The organism is Rhizobium sp. 268, from assembly GCF_036571585.1.
Classification (GTDB): domain Bacteria; phylum Pseudomonadota; class Alphaproteobacteria; order Rhizobiales; family Rhizobiaceae; genus Rhizobium; species Rhizobium redzepovicii.
This window is the reverse complement of the sequence record NZ_JAPPSO010000010.1, coordinates 18,640-36,131: the sequence shown is the minus strand read 5'-3', so window position 1 is coordinate 36,131 and position 17,492 is coordinate 18,640. Positions and strand designations below refer to the sequence as shown.

Sequence of the window (17,492 nt, the reverse complement as noted above, 5' to 3'; positions counted from 1 at the left end):
CGAGATGCTGACAGCCGGATCGATCTCAGGCGCCGCTGCAGCAAAGAGCGTCGCCGGTGACTTGCCCCGAAGGAAGACGGCAAGCGGAACGGCCTATCACGAGGCCGGCAGCGGTAAGCCGCTGGTTCTCATTCATGGCGTCGGCATGCGGCTCGAAGCCTGGGCGCCGCAGATCACCTTTCTGTCGGCCGGCCATCGTGTCATCGCCGTCGACATGCCGGGACATGGCGAGAGCGCAAAATTGCCGGCGGGCAGCCGCCTCAATGAGTTTGTCGCCTGGTTCGGGCGTTTTCTCGACGAGATGGCAATCGATACGGTGAATGTTGCCGGCCACTCCATGGGTGCGTTGGTATCCGGAGGAGCAGCGGCGACGTTCGGCGAACGGATCAGCCGTGTCGCGTACCTTAACGGCGTTTACAGGCGCGATCCCCAAGCAAAAGCTGCCGTGCTCGCACGGGCCGCGGCCATTCCGGTGACGGGCGTGGACAAGGAAGGTCCCTTGGCTCGCTGGTTCGGCGATGACGCTGACAGCGTTGTTGCGCGGGAATTGACGCGGAAATGGCTCAACCTCGTCGATCCGGAGGGTTATGCTGTCGCTTACGCCGCCTTCGCCGGCGGCGACGAGACCTATGCCGATCGCTGGAAAGACGTGGCTGGGCCGGCCCTGTTCCTAACGGGGTCCGATGATCCGAATTCGACACCTCTGATGGCGCAGCAGATGGCGGCGCTTGCGCCGAAGGGCTGGGCCCGCATCGTCGAAGGCCATCGTCATATGGTGAACCTGACCGCGCCTGATATCGTCAATTCGCTGCTCGCCGAGTGGCTGTCGTTCGGGGAGGATGAACGATGACAATCCAGACTGTCGACCCAAGGGCATTGCGAGATGCATTCGGCGCTTTTCCCACAGGCGTGACTGTCGTCACCGCCTGCGACGGAGATGGAAATCCGATCGGCTTCACCGCGAACTCCTTCACATCGGTCTCGCTCAATCCGCCATTGCTCCTCGTCTGCCTTGCCAAGACGTCGCGCAATTTCGCCACCATGACCGGTACGCCGCATTTCGCGATCAACGTGCTGTCGGAAACGCAGAAGGACGTGTCGAACACGTTTGCGCGGCCGGTCGAAGACAGATTTGCTGCGGTCGAATGGGCCAAGGGATCGGCCGGCTGCCCGATATTCTCGAATGTGGCCGCCTGGTTCGAATGCGCCATGGAACAGGTCGTCGAGGCTGGCGACCATGTCATCCTGATGGGCCGCATCGAATCCTTCGACAATAGCGGCCGCAATGGTCTCGGTTATGCGCGCGGCGGCTATTTCACGCCGACGCTCGCAAGCAAGGCGGTTTCCGCGGCAAGCGAAGGCAATATCGAACTCGCAGCCGTCGTCGAGCGCCGCGGAGAAGTTCTTCTGCTCGGCGACGATGTGCTCTGCCTGCCGAGCGTCGACGCTCATGACGGCAACCCGACCGAGGCGCTGCAGGAATATCTGGAGACGCTCACCGGGCTGAAGGTCAGCATCGGCTTTCTTTATTCGGTCTACGAGGGCAAGAGCGATGGGAAGCAGCATATCGTCTATCACGCCGTTGCCGGAGACGGTGAGCCGGCCGGCGGCAGGTTCGTAAAACCTGACGCCCTGGCTGCGGCAAAATTCAAGACCAGCTCGACCGCCGATATCGTCAACCGCTTCGCGATGGAAAGCTCGATCGGCAATTTCGGCGTCTATTTCGGCGACGAGACCGGCGGCACCATTCATCCTATTCCAGCCAAGGGCGCAAAAGCATGAAGTTCTCCCTCTTCGTCCATATGGAACGGCTCGACGCCAACCAGAGCCATAAGAGCCTCTATGAGGAATTCGTCGCGCTCTGTGAGATCGCCGACAAAGGCGGCATGCATGCGATCTGGACGGGCGAACACCATGGCATGGATTTCACCATTGCCCCCAACCCCTTCGTGACCATTGCCGATCTCGCGCGGCGCACATCGCGGGCAAGGCTCGGGACGGGGACGGTGATCGCCCCCTTCTGGCATCCGATCAAGCTTGCCGGCGAGGCAGCCATGACCGACATCATCTGCGACGGCAGGCTCGATATCGGCATTGCGCGCGGCGCCTATTCCTTCGAATACGAACGGTTGCTGCCGGGTCTCGACGCCTGGGGTGCCGGCCAGCGCATGCGCGAGCTCATCCCGGCGGTCAAGGGCATATGGGCCGGCGACTACGCCCATGACGGGGAGTTCTTCAAGTTCCCCGCGACCACGTCGGCGCCGAAGCCGCTGCAGCAGCCGAACCCGCCGATCTGGGTCGCTGCGCGCGATCCGAACTCGCATGAATTTGCCGTCGCGAACGGCTGCAACGTCCAGGTCACGCCGCTCTGGCAGGGCGATGACGAGGTCCAGTCGCTGATGGACCGTTTCAACGATGCCTGCGCCAAGAATCCCGATGTCGAGCGGTCGAAGATCATGCTTTTGCGCCACACCTATGTCGGCTCGTCGGAAGAAGACGTCGCCCAAGCCGCCCATGAACTCAGCGTCTACTACAACTATTTCTTCGCCTGGTTCAAGAATGAGAAGCCGGTGACCCAGGGCCTGATCGAACGGATTCCGGACGAGCAGATCCGCGCCAACGCCATGCTGTCGGACGAGGTCATGCGCACCAACAACGTCGTTGGCGACGCCGAGACCGTCATCCGCAGGCTCAAGGCCTATGAAGCGCTCGGCTATGACGAATATTCCTTCTGGATCGACACCGGCATGAGTTTCGAGCGCAAGAAGGCGTCGCTCGAGCGCTTCATCGCCGAGGTCATGCCGGCATTTCAGGAGTAGCACCATGCGGCGTTTCCAGCATTACATCGACGGCGAATTCTCGGATGGCGAAGCGAGCTATCCGAGCATCGATCCGGCCACCGGTGCGGTCTGGGCTGAAATGCCCGAAGCGCGAGAGGGCGATGTCGATCGGGCCGTGAACGCTGCCGAGAGGGCGCTTTATGATGGCCCCTGGGCGAAGATGACGGCCACGCAGCGCGGCAAGCTGCTCTACAAGCTCGCCGACCTCGTCGCTGCCAACGCGCAGGTCCTCGCGGAACTGGAAACACGCGACACCGGTAAGATCATCCGCGAAACATCCGCGCAGATCGCCTATGTCGCTGAATATTATCGCTATTATGCCGGCATATCAGACAAGATCGAAGGCTCCTATCTGCCGATCGACAAACCCGACATGGATGTCTGGCTTCGCCGCGAGCCGATCGGCGTCGTTGCGATGGTCGTGCCGTGGAACAGCCAGCTCTTCCTGTCGGCGGTCAAGATCGGCCCGGCGCTCGCCGCCGGCTGCACCATGGTGGTCAAGGCCTCGGAAGACGGGCCGGCGCCACTGCTTGAATTTGCCCGTCTCGTGCACGAAGCTGGCTTACCCGCCGGCGTCGTCAACATCATCACCGGTTTCGGCCCCTCCTGCGGTGCGGCTCTTGGCCGTCACCCGAAGGTCGCCCATGTCGCCTTCACCGGCGGCCCGGAAACCGCCCGGCACGTCGTTCGCAACTCGGCCGAAAACCTCGCCTCCACCTCGCTCGAACTCGGCGGCAAGTCGCCCTTCATCGTCTTTGCCGACGCCGACCTCGACAGTGCCGCCAACGCCCAGGTCGCCGGCATTTTCGCAGCGACAGGGCAGAGCTGCGTTGCCGGATCGAGGCTGATCGTCGAACGCTGCGTCAAGGACAAATTCGTCGCCCTGCTGCGGGAGAAGGCCGAGGCGATCCGGATCGGCGCGCCGCTCGACATGACGACCGAGGTCGGCCCCCTTGCTACCCGGCGCCAGCAGGACAATATCGGTGCACTCGTTACCAGGTCGGTCGAAAGCGGCGCCCGTCTCGTTACCGGCGGACGCAAAATCGATGGTGAAGGCTTTTACTTCCCGCCGACGATCCTCGATTGCGACAATGTCGCTTCGCCGTCGCTGATCGAGGAGTTCTTCGGGCCGGTCCTTTCCGTCGTCTCGTTCGAGACCGAGGCAGAGGCGCTGAGGCTTGCCAACGACACCCGCTATGGCCTGGCCTCCGGCATCTTCACGCAGAACCTGACCCGGGCGCACCGGCTGATGAAGGGCATCCGTGCCGGCATCGTCTGGGTCAACACCTACCGCGCGGTATCGCCGATCGCGCCCTTTGGCGGTTTCGGCCTGTCGGGCCACGGCAGGGAGGGCGGCATGGCCGCGGCGCTCGATTATACCCGCACCAAAACGATCTGGCTCCGGACCTCGGACGATCCGATCCCCGATCCCTTCGTGATGAGGTGACGCGATGTTTTACGAAATCCGCACCTATCGGCTGAAGAACGGAACGATCCCGCAATATCTCAAGGTCGTCGAGGAAGAGGGCATCGAGATCCAGAAAAGCCATCTCGGCACGCTGGTCGGCTACTTCTTCTCGGAGATCGGCACGATCAACGAGATCGTCCACATCTGGGCCTTTACGAGCCTGGATGACAGGGAGGCGAGACGCCAGCGGCTTATGGCCGATCCCCGGTGGCAGGCCTTCCTGCCCAAGATTCGCGACCTCATCGAGGTGGCGGAAAACAAGATTATGAAGCCAGCAAGCTTCTCTCCCGGGAGCGAGGCGCACTGACGGCATAAGGCATAACCCGCAGGACAAATCAGAACAAGGATAAGGGAACATGAAAACGACATTTGCTTTCGCGGCGGTTGCCGCATTCGTCGCCGTCTCCGCGCCGGTGCACGCCGACAACATGGTCTTCTCGAGCTGGGGCGGAACGACCCAGGATGCGCAGAAGGCGGCATGGGCAAGCCCGTTCACCGAAAAGACCGGCATCACCGTCGTGCAGGACGGCCCAACCGACTACGGCAAGCTGAAGGCGATGGTCGAGGCCGGCGAAGTCACCTGGGACGTCGTCGACGTCGAAGGCGATTATGCCGCCCAGGCCGGCAAGAACGGCCAGCTCGAGAAGCTCGACTTCTCCGTCATCGACAAATCCAAGCTCGATCCGCGCTTCGTCACGGACTATTCGGTCGGCAGCTTCTATTATTCCTTCGTCATCGGCTGCAATGCCGATGCCGTCAAGGCCTGCCCGAAGACATGGGCCGACCTGTTCGACACCGCGAAGTTTCCGGGCAAGCGCACCTTCTACAAGTGGTCGGCTCCCGGCGTGATCGAAGCGGCGCTGCTTGCCGACGGCGTGCCTGCCGACAAGCTCTATCCGCTCGATCTCGACCGCGCTTTCAAGAAGCTCGACACGATCAAATCGGACATCATCTGGTGGTCGGGCGGCGCCCAGTCGCAGCAACTGCTCGCATCCGCCGAAGCAGCCTTCGGCAGCGTCTGGAACGGCCGCATGACGGCGCTTGCCGCGACCGGCATCAAGGTTGAAACCTCCTGGGAACAGAACATCACTGCTGCCGATGCGCTCGTCGTGCCGAAGGGCTCGCCGAATGTCGAAGCTGCGATGAAGTTCATTGCACTGGCGACCTCGGCCGAACCGCAGGCCGCCCTGGCAAAGGCCACCGGTTATGCGCCGATCAATGTCGACTCGGCCAAGCTGATGGACCCGGAAACGGCCAAGACCTTGCCGGATCAGCAGACCGCAAGCCAGGTCAATGCCGATATGACCTACTGGGCTGATAATCGCGATGCCATCGGCGAGAAATGGTACGCTTGGCAGGCGAAATAAGCTGAAGCTTGAGATCAACGGGCACGGCGAAGGTCGCCGTGCCCCCGCAGCGCCAGTGCCAATCGGTTGCACCTATGCGCCTCGCGGAAATTGACGGGTGGGAAGGACTGTCATGTCGACGTTTAGCGATGCATCCGGCGTAATTGCGCCCTTGCCGAAGATACGCAGGCCGACAGGTTTCAGCGGGGTCGTTCCGGCTTTCGCCTTCGTCGGTATCTTTTTCGTCGTGCCGGTGGCGATACTGCTGTTGCGAAGCGTGCTGGAACCCGTGCCGGGTCTGGGAAACTATGCGCAACTGATCGGGTCATCGACCTATCTGAAGATTTTCGCCAACACCTTCATCGTCTCGGGTCTCGTCACGGTGATTTCGCTCGCGATCGGTTTTCCCGTCGCCTGGGCGCTGGCAATCATGCCCGGCCGGCTGACCTCGGTGATCTTTGCGATCCTGCTGCTGTCGATGTGGACCAACCTCTTGGCCCGCACCTATGCCTGGATGGTGCTCCTGCAACGCACCGGGCTGATCAACAAGATGCTGATGGGAATGGGCCTGATCGACCAGCCGCTGGCGCTCGTCAACAATCTGACCGGTGTCACAATCGGCATGACTTATATCATGCTGCCTTTCATCATCCTGCCGCTCTATGGCGTGATCAAGAAGATCGATCCGTCGACCCTGCAGGCGGCCGCCCTTTGTGGCGCCAACCGCTGGCAGTGCCTGACGCGGGTTCTGCTGCCGCTGGCGATGCCCGGCATGGCGGCGGGCGCCCTGATGGTCTTCGTCATGTCACTTGGTTATTTCGTCACGCCCTCGCTTCTCGGCGGCACTGCCAACATGATGCTCGCGGAGCTGATCGCGCAGTTCGTGCAGTCGCTGGTCAACTGGGGAATGGGGGGCGCTGCGGCGCTGGTCCTTCTGGTGGTGACGCTCTCGCTTTATGCCGTGCAGTTGCGCTTCTTCGGCAATCAAAACCCGGGAGGACGTTGACATGCTGCTCAATTTCGACCGTCTCGGCTGGTGGAAATACGTCCTTCTCGGCATAACGCTTCTGACCGCAGCCTTCCTGCTGCTGCCGATTGTGTTCATCGCGGCGCTGTCCTTCGGCTCCTCGCAGTGGCTGATCTTTCCGCCGCCGGGCTGGACGTTTCAGTGGTACAGCGAACTCTTTGCCGACCCGCGCTGGCTGGAATCGGCTTTGACGAGCCTCAAGATCGCGGTCATCGTGACGATCTTGTCGGTGCTGCTCGGGCTTGTGACATCCTTCGGGCTGGTGCGTGGTTCGTTCATGTTCCGGGATGCGCTGAAAGCGCTGTTCCTGACGCCGATGATCCTTCCGGTCGTGGTTCTGGCGGTCGCCCTCTACGCCTTCTTTCTCAGGATCGGCCTTGGCGGCACGCTGACGGGCTTCGTCATTTCGCATCTCGTGCTGGCACTGCCCTTCTCGATCCTGTCCATCTCGAGTGCCCTGGAAGGCTTCGACAAGTCGATCGAGGACGCGGCCGTGCTCTGCGGCGCCTCGCCTTTGGAAGCGAAGATCAGGGTCACCCTTCCGGCAATCAGCCACGGGTTGTTTTCGGCGGCCGTCTTCTCGTTTCTGACATCCTGGGACGAGGTGGTGGTGGCGATCTTCATGTCCAGCCCGACCCTGCAGACGCTGCCCGTGAAGGTATGGGCGACGCTCAGGCAAGACCTGACGCCGGTTGTCGCCGCCGCATCGACCCTTCTCATCCTTTTGACGATCATCTTGATGGCGCTGGTTGCCGTCGTGCGTAAGGTACTGAAACAATGAACGAACCATTCCTTCAGATCCGCGGAATACGCAAGGAATACGGCCCTGTGGTCGCCGTACATGATGTTACCCTCGACGTTCGGCGCGGGGAGTTCCTGACCTTTCTCGGGCCATCGGGATCGGGCAAGAGCACGACGCTGTACATCCTGGCGGGATTTGACAATCCGACGAAAGGTGACATTACGCTGGAGGGCAAGACCCTGCTCGCCACGCCGTCGCACAAGCGCAACATCGGCATGGTGTTCCAGCGCTACACGCTGTTCCCGCATCTGACGGTGGGTGAAAACATCGCCTTTCCGCTGAAGGTCCGGCGCAAGTCCAAGGCCGAGATCGACAGCAAGGTGAAGGAGATGCTGCGCCTCGTCCGTCTCGAAGGCTTCGAGGATCGCAAGCCCGCGCAAATGTCCGGCGGCCAGCAGCAGCGCGTCGCGCTTGCCAGAGCCCTTGCCTATGATCCGCCGGTGCTTCTGATGGACGAGCCGCTGTCTGCGCTCGACAAGAAGCTGCGCGAGGAAATCCAGCATGAGATCCGTCGCATCCACCAGCAGACCGAAGTGACGATCCTTTATGTCACACACGACCAGGAAGAGGCACTGCGGCTCTCCGACCGCATCGCTGTCTTTTCCAAGGGGGTCATCGACCAGATCGGCACCGGCCCCGAACTCTACGCCAATCCGAAGACCCGCTTCGTTGCCGAATTCATCGGCGACAGCGACTTCATTTCCTGTGACCTGCTGTCGTCATCCGACGGACAGGCCACCATTTCGCTAGGCCGCGGAACCGTCTTCAACAGCATTCCGGTGCATGGAAAAGGCGCTGCCGGCACAAAAGCAGCCTTGATGCTGAGGCCGGAGCGCATTCGGCTGTCGCGCGCTCATGCGGGAGTGGGTCTCGCCGCGACTGTCAGCGACATCACTTTCCTCGGCAACAATATCCACGTTTCCACCGAAATGGCCAACGGCGAGGCGCTGGCGGTGCGTCTGCCGTTCGGTCATGAGGCGATCACCGGGCTCAGCCGCGGCGATACGGTGAATCTGGATTTCGATCCGGGTGCGGCCCACGTGTTCTGTTGAAAGTCGTCCTATGAAGCTCAGTGATCTCTCGCTGTTCCGTCAGGCATGCCCCGTCGCCGGCCGCTGGATCGAAGCGGAAGGCCGCCAGGCGACGACGGTGCGCAATCCGGCGACCGGCGAACCGCTCGGCGCGGTCCCCGACCTCGGAGCCGCGGAAACGGAGGATGCCATCGCCGCCGCTGTCGTCGCCCAGAAGCTTTGGGCGAAGAAGACCGCTAGCGAGCGCGCCGCCATACTCAAGACATGGCACCGCCTGATGATCGAAAACCGCGACGATCTGGCGATGATCCTGACGCTGGAGCAGGGAAAACCGCTCACTGAGGCTAAGGGAGAGATCACCTATGGCGCGAGCTTCATCGAATGGTTCGCCGAGGAGGCAAGACGCATCAACGGCGAGACCATACCGGGACATCAACCGGATAAGCGCATCCTCGTGCTGCGTCAGCCGGCAGGCGTGGTGGCGGCGATCACGCCCTGGAACTTTCCAAATGCGATGATCACCCGCAAGGTGGGCCCGGCCCTTGCCGCCGGCTGCGCCGTCGTTCTCAAGCCGGCGCCGCAGACGCCGTTCTCGGCAATCGCCATCGCCATTCTTGCAGAGCGCGCCGGCCTGCCGGCAGGCCTGCTCAACATCGTGACCGGTGATGCTGCCGCAATTGGCGGGACGCTGACGGCAAGCCGTGACATCCGGGTCCTGACCTTCACCGGTTCCACCCGGACGGGCGAGCTGCTTTACCGGCAATGCGCGCCGACGATCAAAAAGCTCGGCCTCGAGCTTGGCGGCAATGCACCCTTCATCGTCTTCGACGATGCTGATCTCGACGCGGCCGTCGAAGGCGCAATCATCGCCAAGTTCCGCAATAATGGCCAGACCTGCGTCTGCGCCAACCGGCTCTATGTCCAGGACGGCGTCTATGAGGCCTTTGCCGCCAAGCTGGCGACGGCCGTTTCGGCACTGAAGGTTGGCAATGGCCTGGAGCGCGATGTCGTGCTCGGCCCGCTCATCGACGAAAACGCCGTTGCCAAGATCGAAGCCCATATCGGCGATGCCGTCTCTAGGGGCGCCCGGATTGTTTCAGGCGGCAAGCGCCATGCGCTTGGCGGCCATTTCTTCGAACCGACCGTTCTCCGCGATGTCGCGGCCGGCATGCAGGTCGCCCGCGAGGAAACCTTCGGACCTCTTGCGCCGCTCTTTCGTTTCCGCGACGAAGAGGACGTCATTGAACAAGCAAATGACACCGAATTCGGGCTTGCCTCTTATTTCTATGCACGCGATCTGTCGCGGGTCTTCCGTGTCGCTGAAGCGCTCGAATATGGGATGGTCGGCGTCAATACCGGTCTGGTCTCAACCGCCGAGGCGCCGTTCGGCGGTGTCAAAATGTCGGGTCTCGGTCGCGAAGGCTCCAGGCACGGGTTGGACGAGTATACCGAACTCAAGTATGTATGCTTGGGCGGCATTGCCTGACTTGGTCGACATTTGCGCATGCCGCAAAAGAAAGACCAGCATGCAATTCGCCAGTATAGCGATGTATCTCACACCCCAGCCGCTTGCAGATGCGACGGCCAAGCTCTGGTCGTTCCTCCGGCATTATCTCTCGCAGGCCGGCCTGACGGACCTGCCCGAAACGCTCGATCGGACGCTGCCCTATGACGAGGCCTGGCTGAGATCGGATCTTCTCCTTTCGCAGACCTGCGGCTATCCCTTTGCCAGCCGCCTGCGCGGCAAAGTTCGCCTGGTTGCGACGCCGGTTTATGATCATCCCGGCTGCGACGGTCCGCTGATGCGCAGCTTCATCATCGTCCGCACGGGTTCTTCCCTTCGCACGCTGGAGGATCTGCGCGGCACCACGGCTGCAATCAACAGCCCCGACAGCAATTCCGGCAGCAATCTCTTTCACGCGGCCGTCGCTCCGCGTGCCCGCGAAGGCCGTTTCTTCGGGCGGATCATCGAAACCGGCAGCCATAGCAACAGCATCGCTGCCGTCGTCGAGGGCAGGGCGGATAGCGCGGCCATCGATTGCATCACCTATGGCAATATTCGCCGCTTCAATCCCGGCCATGTCGACGGGGTCCGCATCATCGCCGAAACACCGAAAGGCCCAGGACTGCCGTTCGTAACTTCAGGCGATGCTTCGGACGAGAGGGTCTTTCTCCTGCGCCGTGCGCTGACCGCCGCTGTCAAGGAGCCAGCGCTGGCGGCGACGCGGGCCACGCTCGGCCTCGTTGATTTCGCGGTGCTTTCCGAAGCCGACTACGAGCCGCTTCTCTCATTGGCCGGCGACGCATTGCCGCAATTAACCGCTTGAAGAGGCGGCGGACTTCACTGCGCCGCAGGTGCTTCCAATGCGGCAAGACGATGGGCGATGCGATCGGCATTGGCCATGATCGTCATGGTGATGTATTTCGAGGATAGATCGGGAAGAATGGAGCCGTCGACGACGTGAAGACCCGGGTGAAGATTCAATTCGCCGTCCGAGGAGCTGCCGAACGGGCCGGCTTCGCCCATAGGTAGAGTGCCGGCGAAATGGGCGTCAATACCAGGCTCCGCCAGCGATGCGCCCGGGAGCTGAATAAGCCCCAGCCGTTTCCATTCCCGGCGAAGCGCTTTTTTCAAAGCCTCGGCGCGGATTTCGAAACCGTCCGTGAAACCGCCGCGGACGGTCAGCCCTTTTTTCGCCGTTGCATCCCGATGAATGTAGCTCCGGCTTTGATCGCCGGGATAGTAGATCGTCGCGACGAGAAGGCTGCCGGCGATCAGTTCGAAGGCGGCTCGCCCGGCCTTTCGGCCGAGGGGCATCCTGTTGACGAAACTCTGCACCGGCAGGGAACCGACTTCATAGATCGCGCCCGTCACGTAATCGGATGCGCCGTCACCATAGCGCAGTGACAATCCGAGTTGCGCAAGACTGTGCGTCGGCGTCGTCGAACGCAGCAATCTCGCGGGAGAGAGCAGAGGGATGGCCAGTGTGGGGCTGTTCAGGAGACGCAGTCCCTGCTGGCCGATCGGCAGAAGATCGGTGAGCAGGGCGGCCGTTCCGAGAACTCCTGCGGCAAGAATGATCCGCGGTGCGGAAAATGACGATCCATCGGCCGTTCCGACCGTCCAGCCTGAGCCGCGTGTCAACGAGACGGCCCGCCTGTTGTCGAGCAAACGAAAATGCGGTGACTTTCGCAACGCAAGCAGATCCTGCCTGCTGTTATAGATCGCGCCGCTGGGGCAGCCATAGAGACAGTCGCCGCGCAGATCGCACGTCGCCCGTCCGGGCCTCGCCTCGGAGAGTATCGCATTGACGGCGGCAAATAGCCGAAACGATCCATCCGCCGGTTTTGCAGCCTTGTGCCGACGAAGAACATGGGCGGCGGTCGCGCCAAGCGGCAGGACGGCCTCGCCATCGGCGCCGGTCGTGAGATCGGCGTTGGTGCTGATCCCGATGCGTTGGGCGACCCGCTCGTAAGAGCTCTGCAGGGACGCGAGGTCGATCGGCCAATCGGCGATATCCCCAGCGTCGAGATAGCTGATTTGCGCACCCCAGATATTGGAGAGCCCGCCGCGCGCGAGGCTGCCGATCGGTTTGAAGCCATCGCCCGATATTCCGGCGTCGCGTTGGAACCGTTCGAGAATCCCGCGTGATACAGGGGTCTGCAGTTTCGGCGAGCTGCCGTCGTCGACGCGCAGCGATTCCAGATCGCTTCCCAGGACACGGACGCTGCGGTTTTCCTCCTGCAATCCCAAGTCATCGCCGGCATCAAGCATCAGAACGCGACGGCCGGCCGCTATCAGCGGAAACGCAGCGGAGACGCCGGCAGGGCCGCTGCCGATGATGATGAAGTCGGCGTCGGGCGCATTCATCGATATGTCCCGGCCAAAAGCGCGCGTAGCGGAAAAAGCAGGACATCGCCGGCGATGGTCAATGCTGCGCCGAAAAACCCGGCCCTTTGGCCGGCATGCCTTTCCGGTTCACTCGCGAGGTCGGCTAGATAGAGGGCTCGGGCGAGACGATGCTGCGTCCGACTGGCCGGCGGCTCGAAGAACGCCAGCAGGCGCGGATGCCTGATCACCGTTGTGGAAAGGCCGAGCGGCGAGAGCCCTTCACGCCGAAGCCCTTCGCAGAGCCGCTGGAGCTGCATTTCCGTCGGCGCGATGCCGAGATATCGCAACAGAGCCTGCGCTTCACTGCGCGATCGCTCCTCGCCTGTTTGGCCGAATTCGCCAGAAAGCACAGTCATCGGGTCAGCCAGGTTCAATTTAAGCAATCTGAGGCTCTCGCCGCTTTCCATGGGCGCGGCACCCGCAAGCCCCAGGACGCGCTCCGGATCGACCGTCGGGATCAACGGCACGAGCTTGGTCATGTGGCAGGCAAGGAGTGCGGCGGCCAGGGGAACCGGTATGAAATGGAGATTGCCCTTGCCCTGACTGCGGCGAAGCATTCTGAGCCATGCGGCAAAGCTTATCGGATTTTCCTGCGCAAGCACGAATGTCTGCGGCGGCTGGCTCTCCTGGGTCGCCAATGCCAGCAGACCTTCAACGACTTCGTCGAGATGAATCGGCTGGACCTCGCGGCTGAGCCCGATCATCGGCAGAAGCGGACTTAAGGCGGCCAATTTGGCCATCAGCCCGTACATGGCGGTACGTGGTCCACCATAGACGAGCCCTATTCGTGCAACGCGAACGATCGGCGCTGCGGGGCTGGCAGCCAAATGCTGTTCGATCCTGAATTTGGTGCGGCCGTAAACATTGAGCGCCTCCCGCCGGGACGAAGTGGAGGAGGAAAAGACGAAACGCGGCACGCCGGCTGCCTTTGCGGCCTCCGCCAATGTCACCGTGCCGGATATATTGATGTTGTCTTCTTCGGCGGCCTCCGGCTCGGTGGCCCAGGAATGCGCGAGATGGACGATTCCCACCGCCCCTTCCAGGTCGGAGGCAGCAGGCGCATCACCGATGCGCCATTTGGCTCCGGACCGCCGGCCGAGTTCAACCACCTCGAAGCCGCGCTCACGCGCCATCGCTGCCAGTCTTGCGCCGATATAGCCGGTCGATCCCGTGATGATGAGACGCGGTGCCATTCACACCCTCTACTGCGCAAAGGCGATACGCGCGCCGCTCCAGTCGAAACGAAACTCGATTTCCTTGAGCTGCGACAGCGCCTGGCGCACTTTTTCCTGGCGGTCTTTCGGGCAATAGAGGACGAGGAAGCCCCCTCCGCCAGCACCTGCCAGCTTGCCGCCGATGGCGCCGGCAGCACGGGCCGCATCGTAAAACTCGTCGATCGCGCTGTTGGTGATCTTCGAGGTCAGCGACCTTTTCATCATCCATCCGCGATGAAGCGCTTCGCCGAAGGCGCCGAGATCCCCGCTCATCAGGATGTCGCGCATTTCGTAAGCCAGTTGCACCATGCGCTCGACGGTCCGAAATTTTTCCTCGTCCGCCTCCATGGCCTGCACCTGCGTCGACAGCACAGAGCGCGTATCGCGCTGGCTTCCGGTGAAAAACAACAGGATGTTGCTCTCAAGCTCTGCCATCTTTTCAGAGCTGAGGACGACGGGCTGTACGTTCACGCTGCCGTTGGAATTGAATTCGATGAAGTTCAAGCCGCCATGAGCGGCTGCATATTGGTCCTGTTTGCCAATCGGCTCCTTGAGGATATCGATTTCGAGTTTGCAGGCTTCTTCCGCCAACTGGTCCTTGGAGGCAAAACGCGACCTGTGAGCATAGAGCGCGTTGATCAGTGCCACGGAAAAGGAGCTGGAGGATCCGAGACCCGTCCCGGAGGGAATGTCGGCGACGGAAGCGACCTCGATGCCGGGCTCGACGCGATGCATCCGAAGTGCCTCGCGCAACAGCGGATGCGCAATCTCCTCAAGCGTCTCGGCAAGTTCGGTACGCGTATATTTCAGATGATATTTGTTTTCATTGAAATAGTTGTGCACGATCACGAAGCTGTATTTGGCTATCGCACAGGACAGTACCGCGCCCGCCTGACGGCGGTAGTAGGACGCTATGTCCGAGCCGCCGCCGGCGAAGCTGACCCGAAAAGGTGCGGATGAAACGATCAAAGGATTGCCTCCTCGAGATTGATGACGATATCGGCCGATTTGCGCTGCAGATCGATCCTCGGCCACTCTTCCTGAATTCGCGACTGCCAGAGCGCTTCGGCGGCAACTGGCGTAAGGCCTTTCCAGGCGTAGAACGTGTGAAAGCGGTTCAGCAGGCTCTGCTGAGATGCTTCGACGAAGACGGACATGTCGACCTGTTCTCGGATCGACGCATGTCCGGCAAAGATGCCGTCCATGAGGATGACCTCGGCATCGCGGGCGTCATAGGCGGTGGTACCCCTAAGCCGGCCGCGGCTTGCCGCGTCATAGCCGGGTGCCTTAACCTGTCCGGAGCGGCGCAGCATGCTGACGATCTCGGGATAGAGCTCCACTCTGCTGCGCTCTTCCGCATTCATGTCGGGGCGGCGATGTTCGAGCGGCAGTATCCAGCGGTCGAGTTCAAGTCTCTGCACCCTCCGCCCTGTTTCCGAGAGCATGCGTTGAACGGCATGCGCAAACGTGCTTTTCCCGGAGCGGGAACGGCCGCATATGCTGATGAGCAACGGACCGGCCGTAGATGAAAGCCGTTCATCAATCGCACCGGACAGAGTCTTGCCGATCTCTTGGTAGCCGCATTGGAAACGGACCGCGTCATAGACCGTGTCGAAGACAAGATCGGCATGCGGAATCTCTGTTTCGACGGTGGGATAGCTCTTTTCGTCCCGCAGGCCATAGCCTGTCCGAACGCCGTAGGACCAGATGCCCGCCTTGCGGCCAGCACCTATGTCGCGCAGGCTGTCGCCGATGATGATGGATTTCGATTTTTCGACAGGCAGTTCCGACATGGCCTGGCGGATCATCAGATCGCCCGGCTTCCGGCAGGCACAATCGATCTTGAGCGCGGCGACTTCGTTGGGAAATCCTTTGTCCGGATGATGCGGACAAAAATAAATGCGATCCAGGACGCCGCCATCTTCGGCAAGCTCGGCCTCGAGGCGACCGAGAACATGATCCAGCCCGGTTTCATCAAGAAAGCCTTTGGCGACCTGCGGTCTGTTCGTGACCGCAATCGTCAGGAAGCCCGCCTCACGGGCGAGCCGCACGGCTTCGCCTGCCCGGTCGATCAGCTTCACCTGGTCCGGATGGATGACGCCATGGCCGCCGACATCTTCGTTGAGCACGCCGTCGCAATCGAAGAAAACCGCGGGCCTTCGCACCGACAGATGCGCCGCATGAATCCGTTCCTGCCGGAGGTCCTCCTCGGCGGCAGCATGCCGGCTCGGCGACCCGGTATCCTTCATATATTCCGGCGTGTCATAAATCGCGACCGGAACGGACCGTTCGAGGAGGCGGGGAATGACGTCGTGGATCATATCCGCCGTTTGCGCCGGCACGAGCGCCTGGAAAAACTGCTCGGAGGCAACATACAAACCGGCCGGCACCAGATTGCGCCAATCCGCATCGCGCGGCGTTTTGTGGGGCAAGAGGCGCTGGAGATAACCGCTCTTCTGGACGACGAGATCGGATGTGCGGGGATGATCGTTGGGATGGGCGATGATGGTCAGAGCGGCGGGAAATTGCTGACGATGACGCGTCAGCGCCGATAGATCGATATCGAAAAGCATGTCGCCGTAGACGATCAGGACGTCGCCGGCCGTCATGTCCAATGTCGTCAGACAGCCCGCCGTGCCGAGCGGAGATTTCTCGACGAAGACCTCGATCTTGATGCCGAGTTTTTCAGCTTCCGGACCAAGGGCGGGCTCGAGCTGGCTGCCGAGGTGACCACCAAGCACGCGCACATGCTGAATACCTTCGCGGGCCAGGATGCGGATCTGCCGCAAGATGATCGGCACGCCGGCAAGCGGCAGAAGCGCCTTCGGGATAGCATCGCCCGTCATGCTGCGCGCGCGCGTTCCAAGGCCACCGGCAATAATGATCGCCTGGCGGATCGCGTCCTCAGAAGCCATTCGCCAGAATCCGTTCGACGGCAAGTTCAACGGCTTCTGTCGATTTCCGCTTCGGAGACCAGCCCAGCGTTACCAGCCGGCTTATGTCGTAGCTGAAGCGCGGCACGTCGCCCAGCCAGCCGCGGTCCTCGCTTCCATATTCGATGGCAGCTCCGGCCGCGACCTTGGAGACCACGATTTCGGCGATATCCCGGACGGACGTCTCGCCGATGCCGCTGGCGTGAAATACCTCATAGGGGCCGGGCGCCTTGTCCCAGGCCAGGAGAATCGCGTCCACCAGGTCGCCGACATAGAGATAGGGCTTCGTCTGCCTTCCGTTGCCGAGCACCTGAAGTCTCGTCGGATCGGCTTTCAATCTGTTGATGAAGTCGTAGATTGCCCCGTGGGTTGAGCGCTCCCCAACCACATTGGGAAAGCGCAGCACCAGCGTCTTGATGCCGAATGACAGAGCATAGACGGACAGATAGGCCTCCGCAGCAAGCTTGCTGGCGCCATAGAGCGAGATCGGCCGCAGGGGGCCGTGGTTCTCGTGGATGTTTCCTTCGGCTTCGCCGAAAACCGCAGAAGTGCTGGCAAAGAAAAGCCTGCCGACACCGTGCTTGCGCATGATGGCAAGCAGCGTCGTCGTCGTAAGCTGGTTCAGCTGCAGATCCAATTCCGTATTGGTATTGCCCGCGGCAATATCGGAATTGGCGGCGAGATGGAAAACAGCATCAGGACGATCTGTCGCAAAGAGTTGATCCATGCCCTCCCGATCGAGCATATCAAGCTTCTGGAAGCGAAAATCCGTCCGGCCCTGGAGATGATCTATATTGCGCATCCGGCCGAGGTGAAGATTGTCGATCGCGGTTACCCGATAGCCCAAGGCCAAAAGGCGATCGCAGAGATGGCTGCCGATAAATCCGGCCCCTCCCGTTACCAAGGCATGCATGTCGGCAGCTCCATATGATCTGTTAA

At 61.5% G+C, this 17,492-nt stretch carries 16 protein-coding genes; 11 read left to right on the top strand and 5 right to left on the bottom strand.

The features are described from left to right. Nucleotides 1-4 precede the first annotated feature (4 nt). The 11 genes from OS035_RS20020 to OS035_RS19970 all read left to right on the top strand — a co-directional run bounded on the left by OS035_RS20020 (nt 5) and on the right by OS035_RS19970 (nt 10,841). Nucleotides 5-850 carry an alpha/beta fold hydrolase gene (locus tag OS035_RS20020; RefSeq protein ID WP_097626298.1) on the top strand — a complete coding sequence of 282 codons (846 nt, stop codon included), beginning with the start codon at nt 5-7 and terminating at the stop codon, nt 848-850. Beyond that, on the top strand, nt 847-1,782 hold the full coding sequence (locus OS035_RS20015) for a flavin reductase family protein (RefSeq protein WP_183779842.1): 936 nt from the start codon (nt 847-849) through the stop codon (nt 1,780-1,782). Before OS035_RS20020 ends, OS035_RS20015 begins: the two co-directional genes overlap by 4 nt. Beyond that, nucleotides 1,779-2,819, top strand: coding sequence for an LLM class flavin-dependent oxidoreductase (locus OS035_RS20010; RefSeq protein ID WP_183779839.1), 1,041 nt, complete (start codon nt 1,779-1,781; stop codon nt 2,817-2,819). The genes OS035_RS20015 and OS035_RS20010 overlap by 4 nt, the downstream gene beginning before the upstream one ends. A 4-nt stretch (nt 2,820-2,823) precedes the next feature. Then, on the top strand, nt 2,824-4,287 hold the full coding sequence (locus OS035_RS20005) for an aldehyde dehydrogenase (RefSeq protein ID WP_310808110.1): 1,464 nt from the start codon (nt 2,824-2,826) through the stop codon (nt 4,285-4,287). A 4-nt stretch (nt 4,288-4,291) separates the two neighbouring features. Beyond that, nucleotides 4,292-4,615, top strand: coding sequence for an NIPSNAP family protein (locus tag OS035_RS20000; RefSeq protein WP_088939231.1), 324 nt, complete (start codon nt 4,292-4,294; stop codon nt 4,613-4,615). Nucleotides 4,616-4,664: 49 nt separating this feature from the next. Next, a complete protein-coding gene (locus OS035_RS19995; RefSeq protein WP_097626294.1) occupies nt 4,665-5,675 on the top strand; it encodes an ABC transporter substrate-binding protein in 1,011 nt (336 codons plus the stop codon). A gap of 112 nt (nt 5,676-5,787) precedes the next feature. Then, nucleotides 5,788-6,660, top strand: coding sequence for an ABC transporter permease (locus OS035_RS19990; protein ID WP_064841519.1), 873 nt, complete (start codon nt 5,788-5,790; stop codon nt 6,658-6,660). A gap of 1 nt (nt 6,661) precedes the next feature. Beyond that, the gene (locus OS035_RS19985; protein ID WP_097626293.1) at nt 6,662-7,462 is read left to right on the top strand and encodes an ABC transporter permease; all 801 of its coding nucleotides are present in this window, start codon (nt 6,662-6,664) and stop codon (nt 7,460-7,462) included. Continuing rightward, on the top strand, nt 7,459-8,535 hold the full coding sequence (locus OS035_RS19980) for an ABC transporter ATP-binding protein (protein ID WP_097626292.1): 1,077 nt from the start codon (nt 7,459-7,461) through the stop codon (nt 8,533-8,535). The genes OS035_RS19985 and OS035_RS19980 overlap by 4 nt, the downstream gene beginning before the upstream one ends. A 10-nt stretch (nt 8,536-8,545) precedes the next feature. Continuing rightward, nucleotides 8,546-10,000, top strand: coding sequence for an NAD-dependent succinate-semialdehyde dehydrogenase (locus OS035_RS19975; protein WP_183855684.1), 1,455 nt, complete (start codon nt 8,546-8,548; stop codon nt 9,998-10,000). 40 nt (nt 10,001-10,040) lie between these two features. Continuing rightward, nucleotides 10,041-10,841: a phosphate/phosphite/phosphonate ABC transporter substrate-binding protein gene (locus OS035_RS19970; RefSeq protein ID WP_331813996.1), complete on the top strand. Its 801-nt coding sequence runs from the start codon at nt 10,041-10,043 to the stop codon at nt 10,839-10,841. A gap of 14 nt (nt 10,842-10,855) precedes the next feature. Here OS035_RS19970 and OS035_RS19965 read toward each other — a convergent pair whose 3' ends face one another. Genes OS035_RS19965 through OS035_RS19945 form a run of 5 tightly spaced genes read right to left on the bottom strand, consistent with a single transcriptional unit; the run spans nt 10,856 to nt 17,466 of the window. Then, nucleotides 10,856-12,385, bottom strand: a complete 1,530-nt coding sequence (locus tag OS035_RS19965) for an FAD-dependent oxidoreductase (protein WP_097626289.1) — start codon at nt 12,383-12,385, stop codon at nt 10,856-10,858. Then, complete coding sequence (locus OS035_RS19960) at nt 12,382-13,599, bottom strand: NAD-dependent epimerase/dehydratase family protein (RefSeq protein WP_097626288.1); 1,218 nt, start codon at nt 13,597-13,599, stop codon at nt 12,382-12,384. Before OS035_RS19960 ends, OS035_RS19965 begins: the two co-directional genes overlap by 4 nt. Nucleotides 13,600-13,608: 9 nt before the next feature. Then, the gene (locus tag OS035_RS19955) at nt 13,609-14,589 is read right to left on the bottom strand and encodes a GHMP family kinase ATP-binding protein (RefSeq protein WP_003591637.1); all 981 of its coding nucleotides are present in this window, start codon (nt 14,587-14,589) and stop codon (nt 13,609-13,611) included. Further along, nucleotides 14,586-16,535, bottom strand: a complete 1,950-nt coding sequence (locus OS035_RS19950) for an HAD-IIIA family hydrolase (RefSeq protein WP_097626287.1) — start codon at nt 16,533-16,535, stop codon at nt 14,586-14,588. Before OS035_RS19950 ends, OS035_RS19955 begins: the two co-directional genes overlap by 4 nt. Continuing rightward, a complete protein-coding gene (locus OS035_RS19945; RefSeq protein WP_097626286.1) occupies nt 16,525-17,466 on the bottom strand; it encodes an SDR family NAD(P)-dependent oxidoreductase in 942 nt (313 codons plus the stop codon). Before OS035_RS19945 ends, OS035_RS19950 begins: the two co-directional genes overlap by 11 nt. Nucleotides 17,467-17,492 lie beyond the last annotated feature (26 nt).

What these genes read in the sequence shown, in the direction of transcription:
- OS035_RS19950 (WP_097626287.1), bottom strand. Translation starts at nt 16,535, where the DNA reads ATGGCTTCTGAGGACGCGATCCGCCAGGCGATCATTATTGCCGGTGGC.
- OS035_RS20005 (WP_310808110.1), top strand. Translation starts at nt 2,824, where the DNA reads ATGCGGCGTTTCCAGCATTACATCGACGGCGAATTCTCGGATGGCGAA.
- OS035_RS19995 (WP_097626294.1), top strand. Translation starts at nt 4,665, where the DNA reads ATGAAAACGACATTTGCTTTCGCGGCGGTTGCCGCATTCGTCGCCGTC.
- OS035_RS19970 (WP_331813996.1), top strand. Translation starts at nt 10,041, where the DNA reads ATGCAATTCGCCAGTATAGCGATGTATCTCACACCCCAGCCGCTTGCA.
- OS035_RS19965 (WP_097626289.1), bottom strand. Translation starts at nt 12,385, where the DNA reads ATGAATGCGCCCGACGCCGACTTCATCATCATCGGCAGCGGCCCTGCC.
- OS035_RS19985 (WP_097626293.1), top strand. Translation starts at nt 6,662, where the DNA reads ATGCTGCTCAATTTCGACCGTCTCGGCTGGTGGAAATACGTCCTTCTC.
- OS035_RS20010 (WP_183779839.1), top strand. Translation starts at nt 1,779, where the DNA reads ATGAAGTTCTCCCTCTTCGTCCATATGGAACGGCTCGACGCCAACCAG.
- OS035_RS20020 (WP_097626298.1), top strand. Translation starts at nt 5, where the DNA reads ATGCTGACAGCCGGATCGATCTCAGGCGCCGCTGCAGCAAAGAGCGTC.
- OS035_RS19960 (WP_097626288.1), bottom strand. Translation starts at nt 13,599, where the DNA reads ATGGCACCGCGTCTCATCATCACGGGATCGACCGGCTATATCGGCGCA.
- OS035_RS20000 (WP_088939231.1), top strand. Translation starts at nt 4,292, where the DNA reads ATGTTTTACGAAATCCGCACCTATCGGCTGAAGAACGGAACGATCCCG.
- OS035_RS20015 (WP_183779842.1), top strand. Translation starts at nt 847, where the DNA reads ATGACAATCCAGACTGTCGACCCAAGGGCATTGCGAGATGCATTCGGC.
- OS035_RS19980 (WP_097626292.1), top strand. Translation starts at nt 7,459, where the DNA reads ATGAACGAACCATTCCTTCAGATCCGCGGAATACGCAAGGAATACGGC.
- OS035_RS19990 (WP_064841519.1), top strand. Translation starts at nt 5,788, where the DNA reads ATGTCGACGTTTAGCGATGCATCCGGCGTAATTGCGCCCTTGCCGAAG.
- OS035_RS19975 (WP_183855684.1), top strand. Translation starts at nt 8,546, where the DNA reads ATGAAGCTCAGTGATCTCTCGCTGTTCCGTCAGGCATGCCCCGTCGCC.
- OS035_RS19945 (WP_097626286.1), bottom strand. Translation starts at nt 17,466, where the DNA reads ATGCATGCCTTGGTAACGGGAGGGGCCGGATTTATCGGCAGCCATCTC.